At 63.5% G+C, this 25,018-nt stretch carries 17 protein-coding genes; 14 read left to right on the top strand and 3 right to left on the bottom strand.

The genetic code is table 11. The features are described 5' to 3' along the window. Positions 1 to 43 precede the first annotated feature (43 nt). Complete coding sequence (locus ACMTA2_RS15250; RefSeq protein ID WP_413795506.1) at positions 44 to 493, bottom strand: type VI secretion protein; 450 nt, start codon at positions 491 to 493, stop codon at positions 44 to 46. Positions 494 to 717: 224 nt separating this feature from the next. Between ACMTA2_RS15250 and tssB the strand changes: the two genes are divergently transcribed. The 10 genes from tssB (at position 718) to ACMTA2_RS15200 (ending at position 12,361) form a co-directional block, all read left to right on the top strand. Beyond that, positions 718 to 1,278 (top strand): type VI secretion system contractile sheath small subunit, encoded by a 561-nt coding sequence (gene tssB, locus ACMTA2_RS15245; RefSeq protein ID WP_413795505.1) that lies wholly within the window; start codon positions 718 to 720, stop codon positions 1,276 to 1,278. 30 nt (positions 1,279 to 1,308) lie between these two features. Then, positions 1,309 to 2,790 carry a type VI secretion system contractile sheath large subunit gene (gene tssC, locus ACMTA2_RS15240; protein WP_014337906.1) on the top strand — a complete coding sequence of 494 codons (1,482 nt, stop codon included), beginning with the start codon at positions 1,309 to 1,311 and terminating at the stop codon, positions 2,788 to 2,790. A 128-nt stretch (positions 2,791 to 2,918) separates the two neighbouring features. Further along, complete coding sequence (locus ACMTA2_RS15235) at positions 2,919 to 3,416, top strand: Hcp family type VI secretion system effector (RefSeq protein WP_109756006.1); 498 nt, start codon at positions 2,919 to 2,921, stop codon at positions 3,414 to 3,416. A 13-nt stretch (positions 3,417 to 3,429) separates the two neighbouring features. Beyond that, positions 3,430 to 3,873 carry a type VI secretion system baseplate subunit TssE gene (gene tssE, locus ACMTA2_RS15230; RefSeq protein ID WP_413795504.1) on the top strand — a complete coding sequence of 148 codons (444 nt, stop codon included), beginning with the start codon at positions 3,430 to 3,432 and terminating at the stop codon, positions 3,871 to 3,873. Beyond that, positions 3,857 to 5,647, top strand: coding sequence for a type VI secretion system baseplate subunit TssF (tssF, locus tag ACMTA2_RS15225; protein WP_413795503.1), 1,791 nt, complete (start codon positions 3,857 to 3,859; stop codon positions 5,645 to 5,647). Before tssE ends, tssF begins: the two co-directional genes overlap by 17 nt. After that, a complete protein-coding gene (gene tssG, locus ACMTA2_RS15220; protein ID WP_413795502.1) occupies positions 5,611 to 6,636 on the top strand; it encodes a type VI secretion system baseplate subunit TssG in 1,026 nt (341 codons plus the stop codon). The genes tssF and tssG overlap by 37 nt, the downstream gene beginning before the upstream one ends. Position 6,637: 1 nt before the next feature. Continuing rightward, a complete protein-coding gene (gene tssH / locus ACMTA2_RS15215) occupies positions 6,638 to 9,181 on the top strand; it encodes a type VI secretion system ATPase TssH (protein ID WP_413795501.1) in 2,544 nt (847 codons plus the stop codon). Positions 9,182 to 9,223: 42 nt separating this feature from the next. Further along, entirely contained in the window at positions 9,224 to 9,790 is a 567-nt protein-coding gene (locus ACMTA2_RS15210; RefSeq protein WP_413795500.1) for a hypothetical protein, read from the top strand. Positions 9,791 to 9,801: 11 nt separating this feature from the next. Beyond that, the gene (locus ACMTA2_RS15205) at positions 9,802 to 11,811 is read left to right on the top strand and encodes a type VI secretion system Vgr family protein (protein ID WP_413795499.1); all 2,010 of its coding nucleotides are present in this window, start codon (positions 9,802 to 9,804) and stop codon (positions 11,809 to 11,811) included. Positions 11,812 to 11,824: 13 nt separating this feature from the next. Beyond that, entirely contained in the window at positions 11,825 to 12,361 is a 537-nt protein-coding gene (locus ACMTA2_RS15200; protein WP_413795498.1) for a toxin-antitoxin system YwqK family antitoxin, read from the top strand. Between the two features lie 143 nt (positions 12,362 to 12,504). Here the strand turns inward: ACMTA2_RS15200 and ACMTA2_RS15195 are convergent, their stop codons facing one another. Together ACMTA2_RS15195 and ACMTA2_RS15190 are read right to left on the bottom strand one after the other, a co-directional pair. Then, positions 12,505 to 13,926, bottom strand: a complete 1,422-nt coding sequence (locus ACMTA2_RS15195) for a diaminobutyrate--2-oxoglutarate transaminase (RefSeq protein ID WP_413795497.1) — start codon at positions 13,924 to 13,926, stop codon at positions 12,505 to 12,507. Between the two features lie 121 nt (positions 13,927 to 14,047). Continuing rightward, entirely contained in the window at positions 14,048 to 16,108 is a 2,061-nt protein-coding gene (locus tag ACMTA2_RS15190; RefSeq protein WP_413795496.1) for a TonB-dependent receptor, read from the bottom strand. Between the two features lie 249 nt (positions 16,109 to 16,357). Between ACMTA2_RS15190 and ACMTA2_RS15185 the strand changes: the two genes are divergently transcribed. From ACMTA2_RS15185 to ACMTA2_RS15170, 4 genes are all read left to right on the top strand, one after another. After that, on the top strand, positions 16,358 to 17,335 hold the full coding sequence (locus ACMTA2_RS15185; RefSeq protein ID WP_413795495.1) for a TauD/TfdA family dioxygenase: 978 nt from the start codon (positions 16,358 to 16,360) through the stop codon (positions 17,333 to 17,335). Positions 17,336 to 17,342: 7 nt separating this feature from the next. Then, on the top strand, positions 17,343 to 20,771 hold the full coding sequence (locus ACMTA2_RS15180) for a condensation domain-containing protein (RefSeq protein ID WP_413795494.1): 3,429 nt from the start codon (positions 17,343 to 17,345) through the stop codon (positions 20,769 to 20,771). Between the two features lie 17 nt (positions 20,772 to 20,788). Then, positions 20,789 to 21,835, top strand: a complete 1,047-nt coding sequence (locus tag ACMTA2_RS15175; protein WP_413795493.1) for a TauD/TfdA family dioxygenase — start codon at positions 20,789 to 20,791, stop codon at positions 21,833 to 21,835. Between the two features lie 111 nt (positions 21,836 to 21,946). Then, on the top strand, positions 21,947 to 25,009 hold the full coding sequence (locus ACMTA2_RS15170; protein ID WP_413795492.1) for a non-ribosomal peptide synthetase: 3,063 nt from the start codon (positions 21,947 to 21,949) through the stop codon (positions 25,007 to 25,009). The last annotated feature ends 9 nt before the right edge of the window (positions 25,010 to 25,018 follow it).

The raw sequence follows: 25,018 nt of genomic DNA, 5'->3' as shown, positions 1-25,018 counted from the left end.
ATGTCGCCGCGCATGGCGGCCCGCGATCACTCCAGGCTGACTGTCATCGCGCCTCGTCATTGACGAGGGTCATCTCGCGACTGTCGAACTTCAGCCAGGCCTTGCGCTGGTCGTCCAGCCGAAGCCGGTGGGCTCCGGGAGTGTTATAGCTGGCGAAGACCAAAAGTCCAGCGGCGCGCCGGCCCTCCAACGGGAAGGGTTGGCGGTCGATGAATTGCCCCGGAACCAGCTCCAGCCCCCACACCGACATGAGTTGACGATAGTCGCGCTGGAACTGTTCGCGCTCGGCGAACCATTGACTGGCAGTGATGCCCGACAGTTGCTTGAGCAGGTCCGGGTCATTCACCGCGATGAAATCCACCGCGATCGGCGTGTCGTCATTGGCCCGGGGCGCGACATCCAGCGTCAGGCTGTCCAAGTCGACGCTGGGGGCAAAGAGCGAGCAACCGGTGAGTGCCAGACTCAAAGAAAACCCATAAAAAAAACCACGCAAAATGAATCTTCCTTTTCTCAGCGGTCCAAAATTGTTTTTGCTTGCTTTTTTATAGACCTGTTCTAGCGTCTTGGGTAGTTCGACCCATACGGTCGAATGGACCAGGTTCGTCAAGGGAATGACAGGTTTTCTGCCGCCCACTCGCAACCTGCGGATCAGCAAGGGAATGCGATGAGCGGGACTCCCGATGCATTGCTCCCACACATGCATCGGAGTCGGCCGCCATGGCAGAAAGTACCCAGCACAAGCTCGACAGAGTCCGTCCTCCCCGCGTCCAGATCACCTATGACGTGGAAATCGGCAACGCCATCGAGAAAAAAGAATTGCCACTGGTGGTCGGCATTCTGGCCGACCTCTCGGGCAAGCCGTTGGACCCGCTGCCCAAGCTCAATGAGCGGCGCTTCACGGAAATCGATCGGGACAATTTCAACGAGGTGCTCGCGTCCATCTCCCCCCGCGCCACCCTGCAGGTGAACAACACCCTCAGCGGCGACGACAGCAAGCTCAACATCGAACTCAACTTCCGCCACATCGACGACTTCGACCCGGTCAAGGTCGTGGAGCAGGTCACGCCGCTGCGCCGGTTGTTCGAGGCGCGCCAACGCCTGCGGGACTTGCTGACCAAGCTCGATGGCAACGATGACCTGGACAAATTGCTGCGTGACGTGATCGCCAACACCGAAGGCCTGCAGGAGATCAAGTCGGCCCGGCCCCAGGACGCCGCGCAAGAGTTGCCGACCGTCGCCGCCAACGATGACCCTGCCCCGGCCGAGCCACAGGCCTGACCGCGCGCCTCATTCAAGGGAGATAACGCCATGCCTGCTTCATCCAGCGCTCAAACCAGCGAGAGCACGACCCAGACCCTGTCCCTGCTGGACAAGATCATCGCCGAAGGCCGCATGGCCCACGACGACAGCCAGCAAGACTACGCCCGCGACATGCTGGCCGAATTCGCTACCCAGGTCCTCGACGAAGGCATGGCCATCGACAAGGACACCGTGGCGATGATCAACGACCGCATCAGCCAGATCGACCAGTTGATCAGCGCCCAGCTCAACGAAGTGCTGCACCATCCGGACCTGCAGAAACTCGAAGCCTCCTGGCGCGGCTTGCATCTGCTGGTGCAGAACACCGAAACCAGCACCCGATTGAAATTGCGCCTGCTCAACGTCACTCAGAAAGAACTGCAGAACGACCTGGAAAAAGCCGTCGAATTCGACCAGAGCGCACTGTTCAAGAAAATCTACGAGGAAGAATACGGCACCTTCGGCGGCCACCCGTTCAGCCTGCTGGTAGGTGACTACACCTTTGGCCGGCATCCGCAGGACATCGGCCTGCTGGAAAAACTCTCGAACGTCGCCGCCGCTGCACACGCTCCGTTCATTGCCGCCGCCAGCCCGCGGTTGTTCGACATGACCAGCTTCACCGAACTGGCGATCCCCAGGGACCTGTCGAAGATTTTCGAGAGCCAGGAGCTGATCAAGTGGCGCGCCTTCCGTGAAAGCGAAGACTCGCGCTACGTGTCCCTGGTGCTGCCGCACTTCCTGCTGCGCCTGCCGTACGGCCCGGACACGCTGCCGGTGGAAGGCATCAACTACGTCGAAGACGTCAACGGCACCGACCACAGCAAATACCTGTGGGGCAACGCCGCCTGGACCCTGGCGCAACGCATCACCGAAGCCTTCGCCAAATATGGCTGGTGCGCGGCGATTCGGGGGGCCGAAGGCGGTGGCGCGGTCGAAGGCCTACCGGCGCATACGTTCCGTACCAGTTCCGGGGACCTGTCGCTCAAATGCCCGACCGAAGTGGCGATCACCGACCGCCGTGAAAAAGAACTCAACGACCTGGGCTTCATCTCCCTGTGCCACAAGAAAAACAGCGACGTGGCAGTGTTCTTCGGCGGCCAGACCACCAACAAGGCCAAGCTCTACAACACCAACGAAGCCAACGCCAACGCGCGGATCTCGGCGATGTTGCCCTACGTGCTGGCGGCTTCGCGTTTCGCCCATTACCTGAAGGTGATCATGCGCGACAAGGTCGGCAGCTTCATGACCCGCGACAACGTACAGACCTACCTCAACAACTGGATCGCCGACTATGTGCTGATCAACGACAACGCGCCCCAAGAGATCAAGGCGCAATACCCCTTGCGCGAAGCACGGGTGGACGTGACGGAGGTGGCCGGCAAGCCTGGCGCCTACAAGGCCACGGTGTTCCTGCGGCCGCACTTCCAACTGGAGGAACTGACCGCCTCGATCCGCCTGGTGGCGACCCTGCCGCCACCGGTAGCCGCCTGACGGTTGAACCTGTGGCAAGGACGCCGGTGTGGCGAGGGGATTTATCCCCTCGCCACAGGTTCGGCGTTCGTCTTTAACGGATCAGTATCGGGCACCGCCCATTTCGTCTTCTTCAGGAGTTCCCCACAATGGATGCAATCATTCTCGACCTCGGCGGCGACATCAAGGGCGACAGCCTGCTGGAGGGGTTCACGGACAAGATCGAGGTCATGTCCTACAGCCACAACGTGGCAATGCAGGTCACCAACGACGTCAGCAACTCGGAGCGCACCTCCGGCCGTCCTCACATCGGCGAATTCACCCTGACCAAATTCATCGACAGCTCTACCCCCTCGCTCAACGAATATTGCTGCGCCGGCAAGCCGATCCCGCAAGCCGTCATCACCATTGGCCGCAATGCCGCCGAGGGCAGCGGCAAACTCATGCCGTTCATCATCTACACCCTGACCAACGTCGTACTGTCCAACGTCAGTGTCAGCGGCGGCACCGGCGGCAAACCGGTGGAAACCCTGTCGCTGAACTTCACCAAGATCAAATGGGAGCTCACCGCACAGAAAGACGACGGCACCAAGGAAGGCACGGCCGGCACGACCTGGGACCTGGCCGCCAACAAAATGACCAAGTAAGGAAGCCGTGCCCATGGCTGGCTTCGGGTTGCGCCCGCCCCTGTTCGAGCGCCTGGCCAGCCTGGCGGACGATACCGGGCGGGCGTTCGACCGACAGGCGCTGCAAGACTCGGTGCATGCCGAACTGTCGCGCCTGTTCAATACCCGTCGTGGCCCACGGGCGCTGACCGAGCCTCCCAGCATCCTCGACTACGGCGTCGCCGACTGGACCGCGCTGCAACAGCAGCGCAGCGATGACCGCCGCCAACTGACCCGGGAAGTCCGCCAGGCCATCACCCACTTCGAACCTCGCCTGCGCTTGGGCGAGGTCGAGGTCTGCCCGGTGCCGGGCCATCCGCAACGACTGTGCATACGGCTGTCGGGCGAGCTGCGCGGCGATCTGCACGCATGGCCCGTGGCCTTTGTCATCGAGCCGGCCGGCGATGGCCTGGAGGTACGCCATGAGCGACTCGATTGACCCGCAACTGCTGGACTATTACCAACGCGAACTGACCTGGTTGCGACATGCCGGGAGTCTGTTCGCCGAGCGCTACCCCAAGGTCGCCCGGCGCCTGGAGTTGTCCCCTGGCGAGTGCCCCGACCCCCACGTCGAACGCTTGCTGGAAGGGTTCGCCCTGCTGGCCGCGCGCTTGCAACGGCGGCTGGACGACGACTATGCCGAATTCAGCGATGCCCTGCTCGAGCAGCTTTACCCGTTGGCCATGCGCCCCTTGCCGTCCTGCGCCATCGTGCAGTTCGAGCCCGACCCGAGCAAAGGCAACTTGAACGAGGGCTACCCGCTGCCCCGCGACACACCGTTGTTCGTCACTACGGACAAAGGCCAGAGCATTCATTTTCGGACCACCGCCGCCGTGCATTTGTGGCCGGTGGAAATCAGCGAGGCATTGCTACTGGGCAGTGATGAAGCCCAGGCGCTGACCGGAGTGGTCCGGGCACGCTCGGCCTTGCGCCTGGAGCTGCGGTGCCTGGGCGAAAGCCAGTGGTCGACGCTGGGAATCGACTCGCTGCGTATACACCTGGCGGCGTCACCGATAATCAACGCCGGGCTCTACGACCTGCTGGGCGCGCACGCCATCGAGGTCCTGGCCGGTGCGCCGGGCAGCGTGCCGGAGTCGCTGACAGGCTTGCCACAGATCGTCGGCTTCGCCAATGACCAGGTCTTGCTGCCGGATGAAGACGGCGTGCATCCCGGCATGCGCCTGCTGGCGGAGTACTTTGCCTTCCCGGATAAATTCGGCTTCTTCGATCTGCCACTGGCCGGCGCCACCAGCGACGGTCCGTCGTTGTACCTGTACATCGTTTTCGACCGCCCTCCCACCAGCCGCCTGCCGCTCCAGGCCAGCGACATCGCCCTGGGCTGCACGCCGGTGATCAACCTGTTTCCCCGGACGTCCGAGCCGCTGCGCCCGGACGGCACCCGCAGCGAATACCGGTTGGTGGCCGACAGTCATCGGGAAAACAGCGTCGAGATCCACAGCATCCGGGGCATGCGCGCCATCTCCAGCCAGGGTGTGCGCAAAGTGCCGGCCTATTACGGAAGCCAGCATGGCAGCGACCAAACCTGTTATTGGCATGCGCGACGGGTCAGCGGCATGAGCCCCAACCGGCTGGGCACCGACGTGATGGTCAGCCTGGTGGACACCCAGTTCGACCCGCTGGGGGATACCCGCGACTACAGCCTCACCGCCGAACTGCTGTGCACCAACCGCCACCTGGCCCAAAGCCTGCCGGCCGGCACGCCACTGGGTTTCGAACGCCCGGGGCCGGTGGCCTCGGCACGCCTGCGCAACCCTCCCAGCCCGCAAAGCCTGCCGCGCCTGGATGGAGAGTCGCGCTGGCGGCTGGTGTCGCAATTGACGCTCAACCATTTGTCACTGGTCGAAGGTCCCCAGGCGTTGGACGCCCTGCGTGAGATTCTCGAATTGCACAACCTGCGGGACGAAGCCAACGCCCATCGCCAGATCGAAGGGGTCATGGGGCTGGGCTGCGAGCGCGTCATCGCCCATGTCGGCGAAGACGCCTGGCGCGGCTGGCGAAACGGCCTGGAAGTACGCCTGCAACTGGACCCGCAACACTTTGTCGGCAGCAGCGCCGTGCTCTTCTCCGGGGTGCTGGCGCAGTTCTTTTCCCTTTACGCCACCGCCAACCGCTTCGTGCGCACTGTGCTGGTCCAGTCCGACAAGGAGGTCAAGACATGGCAACCCCAAGCCGGCAAACCCCTGGTGCTCTGAACCTGAGCGAGCGACTGCGGCGTGACCCGCAACGCTTCGAATGGCTCCAGGCCTTGCTGTTGCTCGAACGCGAGCATCCCCAAGCCGAGCCCCTGGGCAGCGGCACCGCGCCGCACGCCGAAGCCTTGCGCCTGCGTGGCCCCTTGACGCCATTGTTCGCCGCCAGTGAAGTCGAGCGTCTGGACCAGCAACCCGGCTTGCCACCCACCCTGACCACACCGATCTTCGGCCTCGGCGGCCCCGACGGTCCGCTGCCCTACGCCTATCAGGAGTGGCTGCAACAACGGGCACGGGCGAAGGATCATGCCCCGGCGGAATTCCTCGACCTGTTCCAGCACCGCCTGCTCAGCCTGCTTTACAAGGTGATGCGCAAACATCGCATCGCCCTCGGTTTCACCGCCCCAGGCGCATCCGCCGTACACGCGCAATTGCGCGCGTTGACCGGCCTGCTGCCCAAGGCCTTGCAGGAACGCCAGGCCGCCCCCGACTCGGCGGCCCTGGCCTGCACCGCGCTGTACGCCGACGGCCGGCGCTCCCTGGACGGGTTCGCGGCGATTGTCCGTGAGCAGTTCAGCTTGCCCGTGGAGCTGAATGCCTACGAAGGTGGCTGGCGCGAAATCCCGCCGGCCAGCCGCAGCCGCTTGCAACCGGGCGGACGCAACCTGCGCCTGGGCCGCAACGCGGTGGCCGGCACCCACGTCTGGGACGAACATGCCGGCGTGCGCCTGACCCTCGGCCCGCTGACCACGGGCCAGGCCAGCGGACTGCTGCCCAACGGCGAAACCCATCCGCTGCTCGCCAGTCTCTACGCCCTGTACTTCGGCCCCGACCTGGATTGCACCCTGGTGTTGCTGATCCGCGGCGCCAGCCCGCTGCAACTGGACCGCCAGGCGGCGCCACGGCTGAACTGGAACGGTGGCCTGCAACACCAGCCAACCCTCGCCGTGCAACGGGTCGAAACCCGCCTTCGTCAGCCGGAGATTGCCTGAAATGGAACTGGCCAGTCTGATCGGACGCCTCAACCCGGACAACCGCCGTGCCCTGGAACGGGCCGCGCAACGTTGCATGCAACGCAGCCACCACTACGTGGAAATCGAACACCTGCTGCTGGAGTTACTTGACATCGAGGGCGGCGACTTCGCCTGCCTGTTGCCGCGTTTCGGCCTGGAGCGTGACGCCGTGGCCGCGGAAACCAACAAGGCCCTGGACCTGTTCAAATCCGGCAGCACCCGCACACCCGCGCTGTCGGCGCAAACCATCGGCCTGCTGGAAGACGCCGTGGTCCAGGCCAGTGTGCTGGGCCTGGACAGCATCCGTTCCGGGCTGTTGCTGTTGGCCCTGCTGGACCGTGATGAGCGCCGCAGCCTGCTGCTCAACAGCGCCTCGTCGTTGCTGCGCATCCCCCGCGACGCCCTGCGCGCCCACCTGTTGGAATGGACCGAAAGTTCCCGTGAACATGTCGGTGCCGTGCGCCCGGCCAAACCCGGCGAGCCCCCACAGAAACAGGACCCGGTGCTAGACCAGTACACCCAGGACCTGACCGCCGACGCCCGGGACGGCCGCATCGACCCCATCGTCGGTCGCGACGGCGAGATCCGCCAGTGCATCGACATCTTGCTCAGGCGCCGGCAAAACAACCCGATCCTGGTGGGCGCGCCCGGCGTTGGCAAGACCGCCGTGGTGGAGGGCCTGGCGCTGCGTATCGCCGCCGGGGATGTGCCGCCATCGTTGCAGGAAGTCACCCTGCGCGTCCTCGACCTGGGCCTGTTGCAGGCCGGTGCGGGCGTCAAGGGCGAGTTCGAACAACGCCTCAAGGGCGTGATCGACGCGGTACGCAGCGCCGAAAAACCGATCATCCTGTTCATCGACGAAGCCCACACGCTGATCGGCGCCGGCGGTGCGGAGGGAGGCAGCGACGCGGCCAATCTGCTCAAGCCGGCCCTGGCCCGGGGCGAACTGCGCACCCTGGCCGCCACCACTTGGCTGGAATACAAGAAATATTTCGAGAAAGACCCGGCCCTGGCCCGCCGCTTCCAGTTGGTGCAGGTCGAAGAGCCGGACGAACTCACCGCCGTGGAAATGCTCCGCGGCGTAGCGAGCAAACTGGAGCAGCACCACGGCGTGCAGGTGCTGGACGCGGCCATCCACGAGGCCGTGAAACTGTCCCACCGCTACATCTCCGGGCGACAGTTGCCGGACAAGGCCATCAGCGTGCTCGACACCGCCTGCGCCCGGGTCGCCCTCGGCCAGCACGACGTGCCACCGCCGCTGGAAAGCCTGCGTCACCGGCAGAACAGCCTCAAGGATGAAGTCGAACGCCTGCGCCGGGAACAGGCCACCGGGCTGGATCACCGCGAACGCATCACCCTGCTGGAGAGCGAATCAACCAGCAATGTGCAGGCCATCCGCGAGCTGGAAACCCGCTGGGGCGAAGAGCGCGAAGCCGTGCGCGAACTGCTCGACACCCGGCGCGAACTGCTCGCCCTGAGCGAACGCGCCGACGGTGAAAAAGCCGACACCGAGGTCGATAACCGCATCGACCACCTGGCCGCCGAACTGCTGCGTCTGGAAGCCGGCCTCGATGCCATTCGCCAGGACGATCCGCTGGTGCCCGAACAGGTGGACAGCAAGACCGTCGCCGCGGTGATCGCCGGCTGGACCGGCATCCCGGTCGGCAAGATGCTCGCCGACGAAGCCCACGCCGTGCGCACCCTCGGCCAGCGCATGGGCCAGCGGGTCATGGGCCAGGGCACGGCGTTGAATACCATCGCCCAACGCCTGCAAGCCTACCGCGCCGGCCTCACCGACCCGCAGAAACCGGTCGGTGTGTTCCTGCTGGTGGGCCCTACCGGCGTCGGCAAGACCGAAACCGCCTACGCCTTGGCCGATGCCTTGTATGGCGGCGAGCGCAATCTGATCAGCATCAACCTCTCGGAGTACCAGGAGGCCCACACGGTGAGCCAACTCAAAGGCGCCCCGCCCGGCTACGTCGGTTATGGCAGCGGTGGCGTGCTCACCGAAGCGGTGCGACGCAAACCCTATTCCGTGGTGTTGCTGGATGAAATCGAAAAGGCCCATCCGGACGTGCTCGAAGCTTTCTACAACGTCTTCGACAAAGGCCTGATGGAAGACGGCACCGGCCTGGTGGTGGACTTCAAGAACACCGTGATGCTCGCCACCAGCAACGTCGGCGCCGAGCTATTGCTGGATACGCCTAGCGCGCAACTGGGCAGCGACGCCTTCAACGAAGCCTTGCACAAGGTGCTGCTGCAAGCGTTTCGTCCGGCGTTCCTGGCGCGCATGACCGTGGTGGCGTATCGGCCGCTGGATGAGGCGACGCTGGAGGGCATCGTGCTGGCGAAGCTGGAGAAATTGCGCGGGCGCTACAAGGCCGCGACCGGCAAGCAGTTCGAGTTCGATGCGGGGATCGTCAAGGCCGTGTTGGCCAAATGCAGTGCGGCGGGGGCACGGGACGTCGAGAACGTGTTGATGACCCAAGTGACGGGGAAGTTGGCCGAGTGGGTGTTGGAATGATTTGCCCTGTATTTTTTCGCGATCAACGGAAGGAACGTTGCCATGCTGAAGGCAAGACTTGAACAGGAAAAACGCCATCTTTGTCCAACCTTTGCCAATACTCACGCGGGAACCGTTAGCTTCGACCTGCGCCTTGATATCGATCGAGACTTGCTGGCGTTGGCAGACGGCAATTCCCATCGTGCCTACTATCTGCCGTGGAATCCTGATGCGGGACTCTATGTCGACCTCCCTGCGAACCCGACGGGCAACGACCCCCTCTTGTTCCTCACTGCCAACCTGACGGGCTGCTGTGTGGGGATCCAGAACTTCGGTGGGTTCATCCGGGTTCGACACTACAACCTGTACACCACGGGCAATCAGAATCCGATTTTCTCCCAGGATGACCTTTTCCGCTATGGCACCAATGTTTCCTGGCTGCTGCCGTCGGATAAATACAACGTCCCCGCCATCCAGAGAGCGGTCCCGTATACCCATGGAGGGCCGTGGGCCGAAGCCGTCCTGTGGGGCGAGTATGTCGCCACCTACTGGCCCTTCACGTCGAAGTGGCACTTCTACTACCAGAATGGAAACGCCAACAAGGTCATCCATGAATTGAACTATCAGTAGCAGGCCATTCCATGCCCCGCTCCACCGACAGCAACACCACCCTCTCCCTCACCGCCACCACGCTGTCAGCGCTGTACCCCGATTCGCTGTCCGGCGAAGAACGCCTCAATACCTTGGGTTCGCACATCCTCAACGGCATCAACGACGGCGCTTCGCTGGACCTCACCACGGCCGTCGCCAGCCATGTGACCACCACGCTGCACAAGGATGCCTTGCTGCGCCCGTTGGATGGGTTAGTGGCCGAGATCCGCCAACTGCCGGCCGATGCTACCGCCGAGCGTTATCAGCTTTTGCTCCGGCCCTGGCTCTGGTGGTTGAGCCTGGCCAGCAACAACCGGGTGTTCCAGAACCTCGCCACGTCGGACATCGTCACCACGATTTTCAAAGCCCACGGCTTCACCGATTTCCAACTCAAGCTCAGCGGCAGCTACACCCCTCGCGAATATTGCGTGCAATACGGTGAAACCGACCTGGCCTTCGTGTCGCGCCTGCTGGAGGAGGACGGGATGTTCTGGTTCTTCAGCCATGAAGACGGCAAGCACACCCTCATATTGGCCGACAGCAACGACGCCTTCGTCCCCATCCCCAATGGGCCGACGGTGAATTATCTCGGGCAGAAACTGGGGGAACGAGAGCTGCACGGCATCCGCTCAGGGCAGGTATGCCTGCAAGCAGTGGCCGGGGTCTACCAGGCCACCGACTATGAATTCACCACACCGACCACATCGCTCTACAGCCAGGCCGAAGCCGTGGCCGGGCCGAGCTCGATGTATGAACATCCAGGCGGCTATACCGCCAAGGCCCAAGGCGATGCACTGACCAAGCAGCGGGTGGATGGCCTGCGCAGCCAGGAAAAACGTTTTGTCGGCGAAAGCGATTGCCGCTGGCTGGTGCCGGGGTATTGGTTCACCCTCGCCGGCCATGAAGATGCGACATTGAACATCGATTGGGTGGTGACCGCGGTAAGCCATGAAGCCAGCCACGACAGCTACCGCAACCGCTTCGAAGCGATCCCCAAGGCCACGGCTTATCGACCGGCCCGCGTCACGGCAAAACCGCGCATGCACACCCAGACGGCAGTGGTGGTGGGCAAGGCCGGTGAAGAAATCTGGACCGATGAATACGGCCGGATCAAGTTACAGTTCCCCTGGGACCGCACCGGCAAGAACGACGAGACCTCCTCCTGCTGGGTGCGCGTGGTCTTGCCCTGGAGCGGCAAGGGCTTCGGCATGCAGTTCGTGCCACGTATCGGCCAGGAAGTCATTGTCACCTTCATCGACGGCGACCCGGATCGGCCCTTGGTCACCGGTTGCGTCTATAACGGCGACAACGCCCTGCCCTATGCACTGCCGGCGAACCAGACCCAGTCTGGGATCAAGACCCAATCGTCCAAGGGCGGCGGCGGTTTCAACGAATTGCGTTTCGAGGACAAGAAGGACGCCGAGGAGGTGTTTCTCCAGGCACAAAAGGACTTCAACATCAACGTGCTCAACGACACCACCGCCACCGTCGGCCACGACGAAACCCTCACGGTTCAAAACGCCCGCACCCGCACGGTGAAGGACGGCGACGAGACCGTCACCCTGGAGAAAGGCAAGCGCAGCGTGGCTATCCAGACCGGCAGCGACAGCCTCGACGTGAAGGACACCCGCACCGTCACCGTGGGCTCGGACCAGACCCACAGCACCGGTGGCAACTACACACACAAGGTCACCGGCAATTACAACCTGACGGTGGACGGCAACCTGACCATCAAGGTCAGCGGCACCCTGACCCTGCAGAGCGGCGGCAGCTTCGCGATCAAGAGCGACGCAGACCTGGCGGCCCAGGCCAGCACGTCCATCAGCCAGAAAGCCGGCACGGCCCTGAGCAACCAGGCCGGGACGTCTCTGGAAAACAAGGCCGGCACCACCCTGACCAACGACGCCGGCATCAGCCTGGTGAACAAGGCGGCCGCCGAACAGACCGTGGACGGCGGCGGCATGCTGACGATCAAGGGTGGCTTGGTGAAGGTCAACTGACGGGAGCGCGACGATGACCACGAAAAGACTGGACGTGGAACGCGACGACAGCCGGCTGGACGGGCAACTGGTCGATGGCCGGCTCGATGGCCCGCTGCACATCGAAGAAGCCCAACGCCCGCAAGCAAAACTCAACTACAGCCAGGGTGAACTGCAAGGCACCAGCACCCTGTACCACCCCAATGGCAAGGTCTCGGCGGTCTTGCCGTTCGTGAAGGGAAAGTTGCAGGGCGTGGCGAGTTTCTACGCAGCCGAAGGCGGCTTGCAACGCCAGGCCACGTACCGCCGCGGGTTGTTGCACGGTGAGGCGAGCAACTACTTCCCCGATGGGCAACTGGCCGAAGCCGAGGTCTATCGCGACGGCGTGCGCGACGGCCGCTACCGCCGCCTGCACCCCAACGGCAACCCGGCGGTCGAAGCCCGCTACCTCAACGGCCAACTGCTGGAACCGGCCCAGGCCTACGCCCAAGACGGTCGCCCGCTGGACGCCGAGGGCAAACCGATCTCCCGACTGCGCTGGTGGTTCAAGCGCTGGGATGACCCCGCTTAAGCATGCTCCCGGAATGCCTGTCGGAGCTTGCTCGCGAAGCGGTGGTCAGCTTGAATCGATGCTGGCTGTGCCGCCGCCATCGCGAGCAGGCTCGCTCCCACAATGGCCCTGACCCAGCCGCCCGCGTGGCGCTAACCCGATGATCAGCGTGCGGGACGCTCGTTGATCGTGCTCGCAGCCTGGAACAGGATTTTCGCGACGAAATCGATTTCCTGCTCGGTGATGATCAACGGCGGCAGGAAGCGTACGGTCGCGCCGTGGCGGCCGCCCAGTTCAACGATCAATCCGTGTCTCAGGCACGCCTGTTGGAAAGCCTTGGCCCGGGTCGTGTCCACCGGAGGATGGCCCTGTACATCGGGGGCGCCCTGCGGGTCGACGATTTCCATGCCAAGCATCAGGCCGCGCCCACGCACATCGCCGATCCAGGCGAACTCGTTCTGCAGTGCCTGCAAATGTTTTTGCAGGTGAGCGCCCACCGTTTCGGCATGTTGGACCAATCCCTCGTCGCGGATGAAACGCAAGGTCGCCGTACCCGCCGCCATCGCCAACTGATTGCCGCGGAACGTGCCCGCGTGGGCACCCGGCTGCCAGACGTCCAGCGACTCGTGGTAAACCATGACCGACAGCGGCAACCCGCCGCCGATGGCCTTGGACAGCGTGATGACATCCGGGGTGATACCCGATTGCTCGAAGCCGAACATCCGGCCGCTGCGGGCAATGCCGCACTGGATCTCGTCGACGATCAATGGGATGCCATGGGCCTGGGTCAAGCGGCGCAACTCCTGCAGCCAGCGGTCCGGCGCGGCAATCACCCCGCCCTCGCCCTGGATCGGCTCCAGGATCATCGCCGCTGGAGCGGTCACCCCGCTTTCCGGATCGTTGAGCAGGTGTTCGAGGTAGCGCACGTTCAACGTGACCGCTTGATCGCCGGCCACTCCGAACGGGCAACGATAATCGTGGGGGAACGGCAGCCGCTGGACCCCTGGCATCAAGGCACCGAGGGCATTCTTGGGCGACAGGTTGCCACTGATGGCCAGCGTGCCCAGGGTCATCCCGTGGTAGGCCCCTTCGAACGCCAGGACCGAGTGTCGCCCGGTGGCGGTACGGGTCAGCTTGAGCGCGGCCTCGACCGCATCGGCCCCGCTTGGGCCGCAGAACTGGATGCGTGCATTGCGAGCGAACTTGGCGGGCAGGCAACCGAAAATCTCTTGGACGAATGCGTCCTTCACAGGGGTCATGAGGTCCAGGGTATGCATCGGCACACCGGCCGCCATGACCTGGGTGATGGCTTCGACGATCACCGGATGGTTATGCCCCAGCGCCAGGGTCCCGGCACCGGCCAGGCAATCGACGAACACTTGCCCCCGGCTGTCCTGCACATAAATGCCATGGGCCCTTTCAAGCACCAGGGGAATGCGTCGCGGGTAACTGCGGGCGTTGGACTCCTGCTGTTGCTGACGCTCCAGCAGCGGCGTCGAATCGAGGCAGTAAGGGCTCGACAGACCGGTGTGCAACAGGCGTAGCTGTTGCGCGCCACCTGCTGTGACATTCGAAAAAGCACTCATGATTTCCTCCATGGAGGCTGGGTTTGGAAGGGAACGAACAGCCTGGAAACAAACATCCGGAACTTGCAGGAAAGGTGCGGGGAGATTGCCTCCCCGCACCCGTGGTTTTGCATGTCGTAACTTACATGTCGTAGCGCAGGATCATCCCCACCGTGCGCGGTGCGCCGACGTCGATGATGTCGTCGTTGCGGTTGTTGGTGACGTATTCCTTGTCGAACGCGTTCTTCACGTAAGCGGAAACCGCGACGTTCTTGGTGACTTTGTACTCGGTGTTGAAGTTCACCAGCACGTAGTTGTCGCTGCGACGCTCACCGGTGACCTTGCCGTTGGCATCGAACTCATATTCCGAAGGCGCGGTGCTCTGGTAGGTAACGTCCGTGCCGAATATCAGACGGTCATCGAAGCGATAGACACCGCCCACGGACACCTTGTACTTGGGCGAGTAAAGGAACGACTCACCGCTCATGTCCTGGCCGCTGCCCGTGACGAAGTCCTTGTACTTGCTATCGGTAACGGCGCCACCGACATTCAGGGTCAACTGTTCAGTGATGTCCTTTTCTACGAAGACTTCCAAGCCCTTGATGTCACTGCGACCGGCGTTGAAGACATCAATGACTGAGCTACCGTTCTGCCGCACGCTGACCTGCTGGTCTTTCCAGTCCGTGTAGTACAGGTTGGCGCGGGTACGCAGAGTCTTGTCGAAGAACGAACCGCGATAGGACAACTCGTAGTTGGTGGTGTATTCCGGATCATAGGATTGGTGACCACTGCCGGAGCGCAAGTTGACGCCACCACCGCGGTAACCTTTCTGCACCATGAAACCGAGGTATTGGTCGGTGGCCAGTTCATAGTCGATGCCGAGCTTCGGCAGCACCGCATCAAACGACTTGCTGACTTTGGCCGACTCGGAGAAGTCGTCCTGCTTGACGTCGGTGTCGTTCGTTTCGTGGTCGTAACGCAGGCCAGTGATCAACGTCCAGCGCGGTGCGAAGGTCCAGTTGACTTCACCGAACACGGCCTTGTTCTCGATGGTGGTATCGCCCTTGACGGTACCGAACAGCGCGTCGTCGAACAACAACCGGTCGTGGAAGTCGTTGGAGTTGTGGCCATAGTACGCACCCACGAAACTCTTCACCGTATCCGAGGTGTAGTTCAGACGCAGCTCCTGACTGAACAGGTTACCGTCCTGCTTACGCAGAACCACCTGGTTGTCCACGGCAGTCTGGTCGAAGTCCAGACGGTTACTGTAGTCCGTGCTGGTGTTGGCGGTCATGCTTGTCAGCGACCAGGCATCGTTCAGGCGATAGTCCACCTTGGCGCTGAGGGTGTCCTGCTTGAGGTTGTCGAAGGCCTTGGTGTTGGACGCGATGTCATAATAGCTCGGCTTGCCGTTGACGCGCATGGTCGAACGGTCGCCCTGGCGGTGTTCGCTGTGGGCGTAGGTCAAGAGGACATCGGTGTCGTCGTTAGGCAGGATCAGCAATTTGCCGCGGACGTTGCTGGTACGACGCGGGTTGGCGTCGTCATTGAGCGTGGTGTTGCGGATGTAGCCGTCACCTTCGCCGTAATCCACGGCGATACGCCCGGCGATCTTGTCATCGACGATCGCCCCGCCACCCGCCACGGCCGCGCCATGCTCACCGTAGTTGCCCACGTTGGTCTGCGCCGAGAAGCTCGGTTCGAAGGTTGGGTTCTTGGTCTGGATAACCACCGCGCCGGCCAGGGAGTTGCGGCCCTGGGTGGTGGATTGCGGGCCGAGGAATACTTCGACCTGCTCGGCATCCCACAGCGGAACCGGGCTGAGGGTCAGCGCGCGGTTGGGCTGCACGGCACCGTCGACATACACCGACACCGCACCGTTGAGAGCCGCCGGGCCCTGGTCGTCGAAACCGGACACCGGCACGCCACGGATACCCCAGTTCTCATTGCCAGCCTGGCTATAGACGCCGGGCGTGCGGGCAAACACATCCACCAGGTCCTTGTCGCCGTGCTCACGCAGATTCTTGTCGGTGACGACCACGACGCTGGACTGGGTCTTTTCGAGGGTACGATCGATCTTTTCACCGGTCACGGTGATTGGAGCGATCTCCATCTTGCCGGCTTCTTCGGCCGCCCAAGCGCCGTTGCTCAAGCCTATGGCCGACCCTACAGCCAACGCAATTGTGTTCTTTTTGAAATTCACGCCCCGCTCCCCTGCGACAGATATTTTTAGGTTTTTTTGAGCTGGCCGAAGGCTGTTTGGCGCCAGCGGAGCGGAGTCTAATCCAAAAAAAAAATTAAATAAATAGTATTGATAATCCATCTCATTTGTACCTAGTATGTCGTCTTGTATCGCCTTACATACATTACAGACGAGTCCTACATCACTGACCGCTGCCCTGCTTTCAAGGTCTTGTGACTGGTCGAAGACGCTATAAGAGGATGCACAAGGATGACCTCAATCGAACACCTGAACGGGCGTTCCGAGCTTTTTTCAATGGCGCCCACGGATGCAAGCGCCCAATCGCTGCCCATGCTGGTGCAGGGGACATCGGGGCAGTCGATCCACGACCTGGACGCCTCGATTCGCGAAGGCCTGGCCCAAGTCCTGGCTACGGTCGGCGGCGTATTGTTCCGCGGCTTCACCGTCGCCACGCCCATTGACTTCAAACGCTTCGCCGCCAGTTTCGGCGCGCCGCTGGCCAGTTACGAATTCGGTTCCACGCCGCGCAGCAAAGTCTTCGCCGGGGTCTATAGCTCCACCGAATATCCGGCCCATCAATTCATTCCCTTGCACAACGAGCAGGCCTACACCCGCCCCTGGCCTTCGCGCATCTGGTTCCACTGCATCAAGGCCAGTGAAACCGGTGGCGAGACCCCGATTGCCGACAGCCGCCTGATCTACCAGCGCATGCCTGCCGAGATTCGCGAGCTGTTCGCCAGCCGTGAGTTGCTCTACGTGCGCAACTACAGTGGCGCCCTGGACCTGCCCTGGGAAAAAGTCTTCAACACCCAGGACCGTGCCCAGGTCGAGCGCTACTGCCAGGACAACGACATCGAGTGGGAATGGAAAGCCGATGGCGACCTGCGCACCCGCCAACGTTGCGCCGCCGTGCAGCAGCATCCCGAGACCGGTGAGTGGGTCTGGTTCAACCAGGCGCACCTGTTCCATGTCTCGGCCATCGAACCGAGCGTACGCGCCAGCCTGCTGGCGGCGGTGGGTGAAGAGAACCTGCCGCGCCATGTCTATTTCGGCGACGGCTCGCCGATTGCCGACGACATGCTCGACAGCGTGCGCGAGGTCTACCGCGAGACTGCCATCAGTTTCCCCTGGCAGCCCGGCGACATCCTGATGCTCGACAACCGACTGGTGGCACACGGTCGCAATCCTTTCACCGGTGACCGCAAAGTCATCGTGGCCATGGCGTGAATTGCACATGTATTCATTCGAACACTGGATCGACGTGCTGGAAGCCAACGCCCAGCACTTCCCTCAGCGCGCCGCCCTGCACTTTTTGCCGGACGGCGTAGAGATCGGCGAAACCCTGACCTTTGCCCAACTGCACGAACAATCCCAATCCCTGGCGGCCGCGTTGCAAGCGCGTTATGCGCCGGGTGATCGGGTGCTGTTGATGCTGCCCAGCAGCCTCGACTACGCCCGCGCTTTCTGTGCCTGCCTGTATGCGGGGCTGATTGCCGTGCCGTTGTTCCCACCGCCGTCGCGCAAGCCGCGCCACCTGGACCGCGTCCGCAACGTGGTGGTGGATGCCGAACCGGCGCTGATTCTTGCACCGGCAGATTATTGCGAAGGCTTGCTGGAACTGGTGGAGGGCCGTGTCGATGTGCTGACCGTCCAGCACCTGGGCATGCCACCGGCCAGCCAGTGGCAACGCCCGGTCATCGACGGTTCGACCGTGGCCTTCCTGCAATACACCTCGGGCTCTACCGGCTCGCCAAAAGGCGTCGAAGTGCGCCAGCGCAACCTCATCGCCAACGTTGAACTGATGCGCCAGGCCTATGCGTTCGACGAACACGGCGCCATGGTCAACTGGTTGCCGCTGTACCACGACATGGGCCTGATCGGTGGCATGCTGGCCCCGCTCTATAGCGGCATGCCGTGCTACCTGATGGCTTCCCAGACTTTCGTCAATGCACCGTCGACTTGGCTGCAGGCGCTGAGTCGCTACCGCGCCACCGCCAGTTTCGCCCCCAACTTCGCCTATGCCCTGTGCAACCGCGTGGTCAGCGACAACCTGATCGCACAGCTCGACCTGAGCGCCTGGAAACACGCGATCAACGGCGCCGAACCGATCCACCCCGGGACCCTGGAGGCGTTCGCCCAGCGCTTTGCCGCCTGCGGCCTCAACCCGCTGGCCATCAGCCCCGGTTATGGCCAGGCCGAAGCGACCCTGTGTGTCAGCGCCACGCCACCCGACGCGCTGCCAGTGGTGCTGCGCCTGGACAAGACCGTGCTGGAGACAGGTCGCGTAGCCCTGGCGACGGCCGATGCCGCTGCCGTGGAGTTCGTCGCCTGCGGTTACCCGCAAGCCTTGCACAGCATCGCCATCGTCGACCCGCACACCTTCGAACGTTGCCCCGCCGACCGCATCGGCGAGGTCTGGCTCAAGGGCCCGAGCAACGCCGAATCCTATTGGAAGAATCCCGAGGCCACTCGCGAAGCCTTTGAAGCCCGGATCGCCGGTTCCTCGGAGCATTACCTGCGCTCCGGCGACCTGGGCTTCATGCATGAAGGCCAAGTGGTGATCTGCGGACGACTCAAGGACCTGTTGATTCTCAATGGGCGCAACCTCTACCCCCACGACATCGAATTCGCCATTACCGACGCCGAGCCAGGTATTCGCACCGGACGCATCGCCGCCTTCTCGGAAATGGACCCGGCCCTGGGCCGCGAGAGACTGGTGATCGTCGCAGAGCCGCAGCGCAAATTCGTCGACCCGGCGCATCATCCGGCGCTGTTCGCGTCGATGCAAAACGCCGTGCGCGAAGCCGCCGATTGTGGCATCGACCAGATCGTGCTGGTGCAAGCCGGCACCATCCCGATGACCACCAGCGGCAAGATCGCCCGTCAAGGCGCGCGCAAACAACTGGCCGCGGGCACGTTGAGCATCATCGCCCAGAGCGGTGGAACGCAGGTCTCGAACGACGACGCCCTTGACCTTGCCCAGCTCAAGCGCCTGGTGACCGAAACACCGCAACAGGCCCAAGCCGCCTGCCGCCAATGGTTGAAACAGACACTGCACGCGATCAACCCGTACTTTTGCGCCGACGTCGATCTCAGCCTGATCGGCCAGGGCCTGGATTCCATTGGCGTGGCCGACTTCGCCGCGCGTCTGCATCGGGACCTGGGCTGGAACCTCGATACCCAGGACCTGTTCGGGGAAACCACCCTCGGGCAATGGGCGCAGGCCCTGCAAGCCTTTCTGAATGAGGCGGTGCCGACGGTCGAGGCATCGACCGAGCAGGCCAACCTCGGCCAGGGGCATCAATCGTTCGCCCAGCGCCGCCTGTGGTTCCTGCGCCAACTGAACCCGGACGACACCCGCCACAACCTGGTGCTGCACCTGCGCCTGCAAGGTCCGCTGGACATCGAGACGCTGGCAGTGCGACTGAACACCCTGGTCGAACGGCATGGCGTGTTGCGTACGGTATACCGCGACGGTGTCGAGGGCCCGCAACAACAGGTGTTGCCGGCCACGGCGGTCGCGCTGATCCATCATGATGTGCGTGAACAGAATGAAGCGCAGCAACAACAGGCGCTGAGCCAGCGCCTGGCCTACGAACACGCCACACCTATCGATTTGCAAGCCGGTCCGCTGCTGCGGGCGCAGTTGCTCAGTCGACATGACCAGCAGCACGACCTGCTGCTGACGCTGCACCACATCGCCTTCGACGGGCGCTCGGCGCAAATATTGTTGGCGGAACTGGCAGGTTCGGCGGACGCCATGCTTCCTGGGCAGTACCTCGATTTCGCCCAATGGGAAACACGGCACTGGAGCGAACAGCGGATCGTCACCGAGCAGGACTTCTGGCGCGAACACCTGGCCGGCATGCCGCAAACCTTGGAACTGGGCGGCAGCGGCCAGGTCCCGGGCGAACACAGCCTGGTCTTCAACGTGCCCCAGGCGCGCTGCGAGCAGTTGACGGCGCTGGCGCGCGAACAAGGCATGACTTTGTTCATGCTATTGCTGGCCAGCTACCAACTGGTGCTCAAGCAACTGGGCGGCCAACAGCAGTTTTTGCTGGGCACCGACGTCAGCGGCCGGCCACTGGCCGAGCACAACGACGTCATCGGTTTCTTCGTCAACCAGTTGACCCTGCGTTGCGACTTGCGTGGCGAACCGACCTTGGCCGGGTTCCTCGGGCGGGTTCGCGATGAGGCGCGCCTGGCTTATGCCCATCAAGGCCTGCCGTTCGACCTGGTGGTCTCGGCCCTCGCGCCGCAACGCCGTCCCGGTCACTCGCCGCTGTTCCAGGTCAAGCTCAACTATCAACCGTCACGGGTGACCCCGACCGACATCGCCGGCGCGCAACTGTCCGCGCTGGACGTGGCCCAGGCACCGGGAGATTTCCACCTGGTACTTGACCTCGTGCACGGCAGCGAAGGCCTCGCCGCGACACTCAAGTATCGCGGCGAACACTTCGACCAAGACCGTGCCTTGCGCCTGCAACACCTGTGGACACGCCTGCTGGAGCAAATACCCACCCTGCTGGATGAACCGCTGCCGGCGCTGGCCGAGCGCATCGACAGCTGGGACCAGGCTTTTGCCCGCGAGCGACAACAGTCCCAGGCACTGGCCGGTCGCAGCCAGATGATGCAAGCCAAACGTCGCTCCTTGTCCCTTTAACCGAGTCGGATGCTGTTATGTCTATCGTGCCCCCATCGCCCCGCGCCCTTGGCGCCGTGCGCCGCAAAGCCATGAACGTCTCGGAACAACAGTTGGTCAGCGAGCGCATGCTCAGCCCGGACCACGCCCTGCCCCTGGTGATTGAGCCTGCGGTCAGCGGTGTCGATCTGGTCGCCTGGGCCGCCCGGGAACGCGAGTCGCTGGAAAAGAAGCTGCTGCAGTACGGCGCCTTGCTGTTTCGCGGTTTCAACGTCGCGTCCGTCGAGCAGTTCGACCAGGTGATCGCCGCCCTCTCCCCCGGCGCTCTGGAATATATGTTCCGCGCCTCGCCCCGGACACGGGTCGGCGGCAACATCTACACCTCGACCGACTACCCGGCCGACCAGATGATTTTCCCCCATAACGAGCACTCCTATTCGCCGCGTTTTCCATTGCGACTGTTCTTCTATTGCCAATTGCCGTCCGAAACCGGTGGTGAAACACCGATTGGCTCGACCCGCGCCGTGAAGGCCAGGATCAGCCCGCAGATCGAAGCACGATTCCGGGAAAAAGGCGTGCTGTACGTTCGCAACTACGGCGACGGTTTCGGCCTGCCATGGCAGACCGTATTCCAATCCGAAGACCGCGACGAAGTGCAAGCCTACTGCGCCAGCGTCGGCATCGAAGTGGAATGGAAAGACAACAATCGCCTGCGCACCCGCCAACGCGGGCCGGCCGTGGTGCGCCACCCGCGCACCGGCGAAGAGGTCTGGTTCAACCACGCCACGTTCTTCCACATCAGCACCCTGCCTGGGCGAATCCGCGATTCGCTGCAAAGCAACTTCAACGACCTCGACCTGCCCACCAACACCTTTTATGGCGATGGCGAACCGATCGAGCCGCAAGTCCTGGAGTCGCTACGCGCGGCCTACCTCGACTCGCTGGTGAGGTTCAGTTGGCAACAGGGGGACGTGTTGTTCATCGACAACATGCTCGCCGTGCACGGTCGCGAACCCTTTACCGGCAAGCGCGCCATCATGACCGGCATGGCTGAAGCCCTGCTGTCGAGTGACGTTGCCGTCTGACATTCAACGGGTCTACCCACCGTTCGCAGGAGGCTTGCCCGACACGTGTCCAGCAAGCCCCGACGTCTGTGCGGTGATCCAGGCTCAAGCCCTTTTCCAGTCGAGATGAACATGAGCGGACTTCAAGGTTTTCGTATTTCGCCGCAACAGGCATCGGTTTACCCCCACATCAACGGCGCGGCGGAGCACCCGTTCAGCTGCCATTTGCAATGGTCGCTGTCACAGCCACTGGACGTCGAGGCACTGAACAACCGCTTGCAAGCCTTGGTGGCCGGCAGTGAAATCCTGCGCACGCGCCTGATGCCCGTGCCCGGCCTGCGCCACCCGGTGCAGGTGATCGCCGAAACCGCTCCGCTGGCGGTGAATCTCCAGGACCTGCGCCAGCACAGCCGTGCCGACCAGGACGCCGCGCTGGACCGGCTCGCCGCCCAGCCCCGTGACTGGACAACCCCACTGTGTGTGACCCTGGTGCGGCTGTCCGATGAACAAGCGGTCCTGGACCTGGCGACGGCCAGCAGCCACTTCGACCTCGCCAGCCTGAGATGGCTGGCCGGCGCACTGCTGCAAGACACCGCAACGGACCTGTCCGACACCTTGCAGTACGCCGATTACGCCGAATGGCGCTGGAGCCTGGTTGAAGACGCGCCGGACCATCCGGGCGTGAGCTTCTGGAAACCCTCGGGTGAAACCGAGCAGGCCACCTTGCAGTTGCCGCTCGAAGTGGCCCTCGATGGCGGGTTCGCGCCGACCCGACTGGACCTGACCCTGCCAAGCGACCTCGCCCGACACTCGGCCCTGACCCCGGACCTGCTGCTGGCGGCATGGGCAGCGGTGCTGGGACGATTGGCCGGCCAGCAACAGGTGCCGCTCACCCTGATCCATGAAAGTCGTGGCGCGGAGCTGGAAAGCACCCTGGGCCTGTTCGAGCAGTGCCTGCCCGTGAGCATCGAACTGGATGCCCAGGCGACCCTGCTGGAACAAAGCACGCAAGTGGCCGCCACCCTGGAACGTGCAATCGGCTGGCAAGACTATTACACCGGCCACCTTAACGCCGGCTATGCCTTTGCCTGGCGCTCGGGCGATGCCCGGGAGCGCCATGCCAGCGCGGTGATGAACCCGCTGAAGGCGTGCCTGAACGTACGCCAGTTGCCCGACAGCCTGCACGCGCAACTGGTCTACGACCGCCATGCCCTCAGCGCCGAAGCCGCAGGCTGCCTCGCCGAGCATTGGCTGCAACTGCTGCAAGGCGCCCTGGCTGAACCGCAACGGGCCTGGGCCCAACTGCCCCTGGGCGGAACGCTGCAATCGCAGTTGATCGGCACCGGCACAAGCGTGCCGTCCATCGAACCGGTGACGCTGGTGGAACTGATTGCCCGTCAGGTTCGCCAACAGCCAGACGCCATTGCCCTCAGCGACCAGGACGGTGACCTGAGCTACCGCCACCTCGACGCCTGTGCCACACAGCTGGCCCATCGACTGGTCGCCGCCGGCATCGGTCCCGACGTGCCCGTCGGCATCCTGTTCCCCCGCAGCAACGCGGCCATTGTCGCCATGCTCGCCGTCTTGAAAGCCGGTGGCGCCTACGTGCCAGTCGACCCGACCTACCCGGCCGACCGCCGCGCCTACATGCTCGCCGACAGTGCCATTGCCCACATCGTGGTCAGCGCCGAGCTGGCCGACAGCGTGCCGGCCAACCTGCAACGTTTCGTGCTGGATGACCTGGCAGCGCCGGACCTTGGCGATTGGCCGGCGTTGCCGTTGCCGGACGCGAACGACCTCGCCTACTTGATCTACACCTCGGGCTCTACCGGTGCGCCGAAAGCCGTGGAAATCAGCCATGGAGCACTGAGCTTCTCGACCCAGGTGCGCATGACCGCCTATGAGACGCCCGTGCGCGCCTACCTGCTGCTGTCGTCGTTCGCCTTCGACAGCTCGGTCGCCGGGATTTTCTGGACCCTGGCCCAGGGCGGACGCCTGGTGTTGCCCGCCCCGGGTGAGGAGCTGGAGATGTCCCGCCTGGCGCAACTGATAGCCCAACATCAGGTCAGCCACGGCCTGTCATTGCCGTCGCTGTACCAGGCCCTGCTCGATCAATTGCAGCGCAGCGCAAGCACCGACAGCCTCGCCTGCTGGATCGTCGCGGGCGAGGCTTGCCCGCCATCGCTGATCGCGCAACACAGCAAGACCTTGCCCTACGCCCGGTTGGTGAACGAATACGGTCCCACCGAAGCCACCGTCTGGGCCACCTATGAGGTGCTGGAGCCCAACCGCAACGTCAGCATTGGCCGCCCCATTGCCGGCATGGACCTGCGCCTGCTGAATGAGTTCGACACCGCCTGCGGCATCGGCGAGCCAGGGGAAATCGTCCTTGCCGGCCCGACCCTGGCCCGCGGCTATCGCCACAAGCCCGAAGAAACCGCCAAGGCCTTCGTCTCCCTGGCCGACGGCACCCGCGCCTACCGCACGGGCGACCTGGCGTGCTGGCTGGCCGACGGGCGCCTGGCGTTCCTGGGGCGCAAGGACCATCAGGTCAAGGTGCGCGGCTACCGCATCGAGCTGGGTGAAATCGAACGCCAGTTGTGCAGCCACAGCGACGTGCGCGAAGCCGCGGTGATCGTCCAGGAACACGCCGCCGGCAAGCGCCTGCTCGCCTACATCCTGGCCGCCCACGGCTACGCACCGGATTCCGAGGCGATCAAGCGTTTCCTCGGCGAGCGCCTGCCGTCATACATGGTGCCGGCCCTGGTGCTGACCCTGGCGAGCTTTCCGCGCACGCCCAACGGCAAGCTCGACACTCGGCAGTTGCCCGACCCTGATTCGTTCGATGAAAGCGCCCATGTGGCGCCGCGCAACGCCATGGAAACCGCCCTGCAAACCATCGTCGCCAAGGTCTTGAAGCTCTCGACGGTGAGCGTCGCCGACAACTTTTTCGCCATCGGCGGCGACTCGATCCTGAGCCTGCAAGTGGTGGCCCAGGCCCACGAACAAGGCATCGCGCTGTCGGCCAAGCAAGTCTTCGAACGCCAGACCATCGCCGCCATGGCCGAGGTCGCGCAACCGCTGGACCCGAGCGCCGCCGAGCCGCAAGCCGACAGCACCGAGTTCAGCGCCTCGGGCCTGTCCGATGACGAAATGCAAGCGCTGATGGCCGAACTGGACGAGGCCGACCTGTGAACGGTTCCT

This window comes from Pseudomonas medicaginis, from assembly GCF_965119365.1.
Lineage (GTDB): Bacteria > Pseudomonadota > Gammaproteobacteria > Pseudomonadales > Pseudomonadaceae > Aquipseudomonas.
This window is presented reverse-complemented; position numbering and strand designations above follow the sequence as displayed.

What these genes read in the sequence shown, in the direction of transcription:
- ACMTA2_RS15175 (WP_413795493.1), top strand. Translation starts at nt 20,789, where the DNA reads ATGTCTATCGTGCCCCCATCGCCCCGCGCCCTTGGCGCCGTGCGCCGC.
- ACMTA2_RS15180 (WP_413795494.1), top strand. Translation starts at nt 17,343, where the DNA reads ATGTATTCATTCGAACACTGGATCGACGTGCTGGAAGCCAACGCCCAG.
- tssG (WP_413795502.1), top strand. Translation starts at nt 5,611, where the DNA reads ATGGCAACCCCAAGCCGGCAAACCCCTGGTGCTCTGAACCTGAGCGAG.
- tssE (WP_413795504.1), top strand. Translation starts at nt 3,430, where the DNA reads ATGGCTGGCTTCGGGTTGCGCCCGCCCCTGTTCGAGCGCCTGGCCAGC.
- ACMTA2_RS15185 (WP_413795495.1), top strand. Translation starts at nt 16,358, where the DNA reads ATGACCTCAATCGAACACCTGAACGGGCGTTCCGAGCTTTTTTCAATG.
- tssF (WP_413795503.1), top strand. Translation starts at nt 3,857, where the DNA reads ATGAGCGACTCGATTGACCCGCAACTGCTGGACTATTACCAACGCGAA.
- ACMTA2_RS15200 (WP_413795498.1), top strand. Translation starts at nt 11,825, where the DNA reads ATGACCACGAAAAGACTGGACGTGGAACGCGACGACAGCCGGCTGGAC.
- tssB (WP_413795505.1), top strand. Translation starts at nt 718, where the DNA reads ATGGCAGAAAGTACCCAGCACAAGCTCGACAGAGTCCGTCCTCCCCGC.
- ACMTA2_RS15205 (WP_413795499.1), top strand. Translation starts at nt 9,802, where the DNA reads ATGCCCCGCTCCACCGACAGCAACACCACCCTCTCCCTCACCGCCACC.
- tssC (WP_014337906.1), top strand. Translation starts at nt 1,309, where the DNA reads ATGCCTGCTTCATCCAGCGCTCAAACCAGCGAGAGCACGACCCAGACC.
- ACMTA2_RS15170 (WP_413795492.1), top strand. Translation starts at nt 21,947, where the DNA reads ATGAGCGGACTTCAAGGTTTTCGTATTTCGCCGCAACAGGCATCGGTT.
- ACMTA2_RS15235 (WP_109756006.1), top strand. Translation starts at nt 2,919, where the DNA reads ATGGATGCAATCATTCTCGACCTCGGCGGCGACATCAAGGGCGACAGC.
- ACMTA2_RS15195 (WP_413795497.1), bottom strand. Translation starts at nt 13,926, where the DNA reads ATGAGTGCTTTTTCGAATGTCACAGCAGGTGGCGCGCAACAGCTACGC.
- ACMTA2_RS15210 (WP_413795500.1), top strand. Translation starts at nt 9,224, where the DNA reads ATGCTGAAGGCAAGACTTGAACAGGAAAAACGCCATCTTTGTCCAACC.
- tssH (WP_413795501.1), top strand. Translation starts at nt 6,638, where the DNA reads ATGGAACTGGCCAGTCTGATCGGACGCCTCAACCCGGACAACCGCCGT.